At 61.6% G+C, this 5,423-nt stretch carries 6 protein-coding genes and 1 pseudogene; 6 read left to right on the top strand and 1 reads right to left on the bottom strand.

What is annotated here, in order from left to right:
* Nucleotides 1-398 precede the first annotated feature (398 nt).
* The 3 genes and pseudogenes from FPZ47_RS30020 to FPZ47_RS26385 form a co-directional block, all read left to right on the top strand.
* A pseudogene (locus FPZ47_RS30020) lies at nt 399-512 on the top strand (hypothetical protein); the annotation flags it as partial.
* A 119-nt stretch (nt 513-631) separates the two neighbouring features.
* Nucleotides 632-1,243: a hypothetical protein gene (locus FPZ47_RS26380; RefSeq protein WP_087139652.1), complete on the top strand. Its 612-nt coding sequence runs from the start codon at nt 632-634 to the stop codon at nt 1,241-1,243.
* The gene (locus FPZ47_RS26385) at nt 1,243-1,851 is read left to right on the top strand and encodes a hypothetical protein (RefSeq protein ID WP_007172296.1); all 609 of its coding nucleotides are present in this window, start codon (nt 1,243-1,245) and stop codon (nt 1,849-1,851) included. Before FPZ47_RS26380 ends, FPZ47_RS26385 begins: the two co-directional genes overlap by 1 nt.
* Nucleotides 1,852-2,496: 645 nt before the next feature.
* Here FPZ47_RS26385 and FPZ47_RS26390 read toward each other — a convergent pair.
* A complete protein-coding gene (locus FPZ47_RS26390) occupies nt 2,497-3,078 on the bottom strand; it encodes a TetR/AcrR family transcriptional regulator (RefSeq protein ID WP_007172295.1) in 582 nt (193 codons plus the stop codon).
* Between the two features lie 65 nt (nt 3,079-3,143).
* On the opposite strand from FPZ47_RS26390, the gene FPZ47_RS26395 reads away from it, so the two are divergent.
* The 3 genes from FPZ47_RS26395 to FPZ47_RS26405 form a co-directional block, all read left to right on the top strand.
* Nucleotides 3,144-4,337 (top strand): cytochrome P450, encoded by a 1,194-nt coding sequence (locus FPZ47_RS26395; protein ID WP_007172294.1) that lies wholly within the window; start codon nt 3,144-3,146, stop codon nt 4,335-4,337.
* A 104-nt stretch (nt 4,338-4,441) separates the two neighbouring features.
* Complete coding sequence (locus FPZ47_RS26400; protein ID WP_042909907.1) at nt 4,442-4,852, top strand: MmpS family transport accessory protein; 411 nt, start codon at nt 4,442-4,444, stop codon at nt 4,850-4,852.
* Nucleotides 4,849-5,423: MMPL family transporter (locus FPZ47_RS26405; protein WP_145039720.1), on the top strand; the 575-nt coding region annotated here is incomplete at its 3' end. The genes FPZ47_RS26400 and FPZ47_RS26405, both read left to right, overlap by 4 nt.

Genomic DNA, 5,423 nt, shown 5'->3' on the forward strand with positions numbered 1-5,423 from the left:
AGAATCTAGAGAAGTGTTGCGACCGCACCTAGAAACCACCGCGTCGACACGGGGTCAGTTTTCAGACGACGCCGACACTGTCAAGCGGCAATACGACCGAATCGAATATGGCGGGTTACCAGTGAACTACCGCATATAGCGCAATCGGTTGTACTTCAACGTAGTCGAGCGCCACTATACATTCCCGATAATCCGCCGCCATACGCATCGCACGCTCTTGCAACCGGTTTCGACGTGATGCAGCGAGTGTGGCACTAACGCATTGTGATTCACTCGATGAGTCAATTCCTAGGGCCGATAACCGGGCGAGCGGTCGAGCGGGCGGGCGTTTCCAGCAAACGCTCCTGCCTGTGGTCCTACTGCGCAGCCGCTCCCCCGCCGGGGGATTGGAGCCTGCTTTGGCCCGCCAACCCGAAGCCCAACAACGCATGTTCGTGCCCTTCCTCATCACGGTGGGCCTCGTCGAAGCAGCGACCTGGGAACGTCTCCCTACGACAAGGTGGAGACCGTAGCCACCGTCCGCCGACACCGCGGACCGCGAGGGGCGCAGCGTTGATCAATGAAATTGACCACCGCTGCGAAAATGCCGAAATGCGCCCCATGCTGCGGCGATCGCCCTATCGTTTGTGCCATGACGGGGGTAGGCATGCCGGCGTGGCCGGCAACAATGGCAGCATTCGTGCTCGAACTCGCCGGGATCGTGCCACCGCTAGATCCAAGAGTGCGAAATGAATTGGCTCAAGACGAAGAGAGTGTCGAGCTCGCGCAGCGTCTAGCGGAAGAACCCTCGCTACAAGATATCGTGTTCTCGGATGCGGATCATCCGTCGCTCCACACCCCTACCGTATTGTCTTTCACCGCAGAATCGTGGGCTCAGGCGCGCTCAGGTCTGGGCATCGTTGAGCGGGGTCAGGGCGAGCGCATCGCGGCCATCTGGCACACGGCGGTTCCGCTGGTCAACGGTGACTACCTGTTGACCCCGGATCCGGGTCACCCTGAAGCGGTGTCGTTCTATCGAGCCACGCGCAATGACGACGAGGGTGCGATCGATTTTCGCGTGGGCACTGCGTCGAGGGGCCCGTATGAGGTCGTGTGGGAGGACAACGACGACCGCTGCCATCTCAGACGATTCTTCAACGGCCTCTTGCAATGCAAGGTGGTCGGGTGCAGCGAGGTGTGTCATAGAGGCATCGAGGTGGACCCCATAACGGGCGCACAGTCATTTCCGTGCGGGTGTCCCTGATGTTCGGCATCGACTGGATTATTTGGGGCGTCATCATTGCCGCCGCCACGTTGGGGGCCGCAATCGGCGTGCCGGTCGTCCTCTACATCCGTCAGAACCGCGCCAACATCACGGTGACAAGCGAATTCGACAAGACCGGGTTCGTGGAAGTCGTCCTCGCCAAGGAGGGAAGCGGGGCCGCGCAAGTCGATTCGGTTGAACTCATGGCAGCTGGCACCAACACCAAGCTGCCATTAATCGGACGTTCCAAAACTGGTGCCGGGCCAATCAACTTCGATGGCGGCAAAGCCAAGATTCGCGTCTACTTCACACTCACCAGCGGGGCGAGTGCAACCGATGCCATCGAGGTACACGTCGAACACAAAGGCAAATCGTCGAGGGTCAAGTCCACCTGGACGACCAAGACCATATCTCCCCAGGCTGGCACCGAAATGATCGATCTGCGCGACCCGATTGAACCCGAAGCAGACACCACTACGAAAAAGGCGCCTGGCACTGCTGGTACTGGCACGACTGGGGCGAATCCGCCAGCAGCTCAATCAAATACACCCGCGCCAGGACTTTCCAACCCGCAGCGTGACACAGACGATCCCGACGTCAAGACGTAGAGCGTCCATCACGTCGAGGTCTCCCCCGGCGCCTCCAAGGAAGCCCGGTCGCGGAGGTTCGCGGCTGTGGCCCACACAACGGAAGGCCGTCGGGGACAGCCTTCGGGTGAGGATCCACCGGCGATACCGAATATCGCGATGTGGACATCCCACGTTGCCGAGACGCGGGTCGGATTGGCCATATCTGACTATTGCGGCCGCCGCCCGGCGGAGCCATTCGAGACCTGGATGCTTCGAGGCTGTGCCACGCCTCCGTAGCCCTGGCAAGTCCCCCGTCTGACGCTAATTTTGCCCGCGGCCACGGGCTACTTGACCCGTCGTGTGCGGGCGCATGGTTGGTGTGCGACGACCATCGAGACTTTGCACAGTGCACGAAACACCAAGGGGCGGTGTGTAAGTCGTGTGTTGGCACTGTGCTGGTGGAGTGGTCGTATTCGAAACCTGCGGTATTGCCGTGGTGGGCTAGCGGTTTTCGGGTCCGACGTTCTGGCTGCACTGGTCAGGTGCCCGGATCTCGCCGGCCGCGAACCTCCATCGGACGCGGGCGTTCTGGGGGTGAGCTGTTGCGGTAGGAGATGTTCAGAAATGCTCAAAGTCGTTGACTATCGAGCACACGCGTGGTCGCAGATTGGTCTGCGGGGGGAGCTAGCGTGGCCGTATGCCGGTAAACACGACGTCGTGAATTGTTCGTGCGATTAGATCTTCGTCGAGCGTATCGTCGGTGATTAGGTAGGTCAGTGCGCTGGTGGTGACTGCACCGAATAGCGCGATGGCGGCAGCTCTGGGGTTGTCGAGAGCCTCGAGTGAACGGTCGTTAGCGCCCGCGCGAAGCAAGGTCTCGACGGGTTCGAAGTAGGCAGTGCTGATCATGTTGGCGATGACGGGCATGCGGGCGGCGCGGCCCAGTTCTCCTATGAGGGCGCGACAGACAGCGGGCCGCTGGGCCATCACGCGCAGTTGGGCACTGATGACGTCGTGCAGGCGTTGGGCGGCGGCGCCGTCTGCCTCGACGATCGCGGTGACCTCGTGCGCGACGTGTTGTAGGGCGTCTTCGAGGAGGAAGGCGAGTATTTCTTCTTTGCCGGCGAAGTAGTAGTAGAGCGTGGCCTTGGCGATGCCCGTGGTCGCGGCGACGTCTTCGATCTTTGTGTCGTTGAGCCCGCGCTCGGCGAAGAGTTCGGCCGCGGCAGGCAACCGGTCGGCAATCTGAGCGGGAATCTTCCGCATAAAGTCCTCCCCTCGGTTTAAACTCTCAGTCTAAACCGACGTTCTGCAATGTGGCAGGAGACGCTATGTCGACGGTACAACTTCGCTACGATCCCTTTGACGCGGAAATTCAGGACGACCCCTACCCCGTCTACCGGCAGCTACGCGACGCGGCACCGGTCTATCACGCCGCCGATACCAACACCTGGGTACTTAGTCGCCACGCGGATGTCATCAGCGCGCTGCTTGACCATCACAGCTACTCGTCGGTCGACGGAGTATTTCCGACTCCACCGGGCTCGACTTTTCGCGAATCGCTGCTGCCGATGATGATTTTGATGGATCCCCCGCGACACGATCAGCTGCGGGCATTGGTTAGCAAGGCCTTCACCCCGCGACGAATCGCGGCGCTGACGTGCGCGATCGAGGACCTCGCTGATCAGTTGACGGCCGGCCTGATCCAGGAAGCCAGTTCGGCCGATTTCGTCGCCGACTTCGCAGCTGTACTACCAGCGATGGTGATCGCTGATTTGCTCGGTGTGCCGCGCGAGGACCGTACACAATTTCGGCGATGGTCGAACGCGTTGGTGCAGTCCAATCCCACCCACGGCGAGACCGGCGAGGCTTTGGCAGCCGCGGCCGCGATCTATGGCTACTTCACCGATTTCCTCGCCGACCGCCGCGGCCAACCGCGCGACGATTTGATGTCAGCGTTGGTGTGTGCCGAGATCGACGGAAAGCACCTTAGTGACGACGAACTGCTTGGCTTTTGCCTGCTGCTGCTGATCGCCGGTCATGAGACGACGTCGAATCTGCTGGCCAACGCCGCGGTGGTACTGGCCGACTATCGCGACACCCGCCACCGGCTGGCTGGCGATGAGAGCTTGCTCGGGGCAGCTGTTGAGGAGCTGCTGCGGTATGACTCACCGGCTCAAGGACTTTCGCGAACGTTGACCCGCGACGTGACAGTGCATGGCGTCACAATGTCGGCGGGTGATTCGGTGCTGTTGTTGTTCGGCTCGGCTAATCGTGACGAACGCGTGTTCGCTGATCCCGACGTGTTTGACATCGGGCGCAAACCCGAACACCAAGTGGCATTCGGCCGAGGCATTCACTTCTGTCTCGGTGCGTCCTTGGCCCGGATGGAGGCCCGGATCGCGTTGCGCGCCTTGCTGGCCCGCGTGCCCAACTGGGAAGTCGACTTGGGCCGCGCGCAGCGCCTGCGGTCGGGCCCGATCCGAGGCTATTTGTCGTTGCCGATCTCCTGGTCGGCGAACTAGCCGCGCTGCGGTCCAATTGGCTGTGACCGATCCAGTCGAATGGGCGGTGGGGCGCCCAACTAGCGGGAGATGGTTGGCTGGGGAGGATTCACCTTGGCGCCGCGATGAAGAAAATGTGGATCGTCCTGGTCATCGTGCTTGTGGTGGCGGTAGCGGGCTTCTGCGTACTGCGGCTTCGCACCTTTTTCGGCGTCCACGACGATCAGACGATGACCAGTGGCGTCGCCGATGAGATCAAGCCGCTCGATCCCAAGCGCGTGGTTTACCAGGTTTATGGTCCGCCGCCGACGCTAGCCAACGCCAGCTACTTGGACGCGAGTGTCCAGCGGCGGCGAGCAACCAACGCGCGGTTGCGCTGGACACCCTCCGCTCCCTCGACGCGCGTCAACATTGTTACGCGGGGCAGCGCCAGCAACCGAATTGGCTGCGCGATCATCGTGGACGAGGTGGTCAAGGACGAAAGGTCGAGTCAGGGTATGAATGCGCAAACGTTCTGCATAGTGAAGTCCGCATGACCGATGACCGGGCCGCAGGGCTGCCGCATATGCCGGTTTTCGCGCGAACGGTCCACAAACTCGCGGTGCCCGTCGTCTTTGCCTGGGTGGGGCTTGTCGTCGTCCTCAGCGTCTTGGTTCCATCGCTGGACGCGGTCGCCGAAGAACACACCGTGTCGATGAGCCCCAAGGACGCGCCGTCGATGCAAGCGATGAAGCACATCGGCAAAGTATTCAACGAATTCAACAGTGACAGTGCGGTCATGATCGTGCTGGAAGGTGACAAGCCGCTGGGCGATGAGGCCCACCATTTCTACGACCAGATCGTCCGCAAACTCGAGGCTGACACGAAGCACGTCCAGCACGTCCAGGACTTCTGGGGGGATCCGCTGACGGCCGCCGGTTCGCAAAGCTCTGACGGCAAGGCCGCCTATGTGCAGGCGTATCTTGCTGGTAACCAGGGCGAGAGCCTGGCCAGCGAGTCTGTCGCGGCGGTCCGCAAGATCGTGGACAGTGTGCCTGCGCCGTCGGGGGTCAAGGCCTATGTGACCGGCGCTGGGGCGTTGATCGCCGATCAGCACTGGGCCGGACA

Origin of the sequence: Mycobacterium helveticum, from assembly GCF_007714205.1 — a bacterium.
GTDB lineage: Bacteria > Actinomycetota > Actinomycetes > Mycobacteriales > Mycobacteriaceae > Mycobacterium > Mycobacterium helveticum.

Excerpts from the sequence above, each read along its gene's own strand:
- FPZ47_RS26395 (WP_007172294.1), top strand. The coding sequence starts at position 3,144 with ATGTCGACGGTACAACTTCGCTACGATCCCTTTGACGCGGAAATTCAG.
- FPZ47_RS26390 (WP_007172295.1), bottom strand. The coding sequence starts at position 3,078 with ATGCGGAAGATTCCCGCTCAGATTGCCGACCGGTTGCCTGCCGCGGCC.
- FPZ47_RS26400 (WP_042909907.1), top strand. The coding sequence starts at position 4,442 with ATGAAGAAAATGTGGATCGTCCTGGTCATCGTGCTTGTGGTGGCGGTA.
- FPZ47_RS26380 (WP_087139652.1), top strand. The coding sequence starts at position 632 with ATGACGGGGGTAGGCATGCCGGCGTGGCCGGCAACAATGGCAGCATTC.
- FPZ47_RS26385 (WP_007172296.1), top strand. The coding sequence starts at position 1,243 with ATGTTCGGCATCGACTGGATTATTTGGGGCGTCATCATTGCCGCCGCC.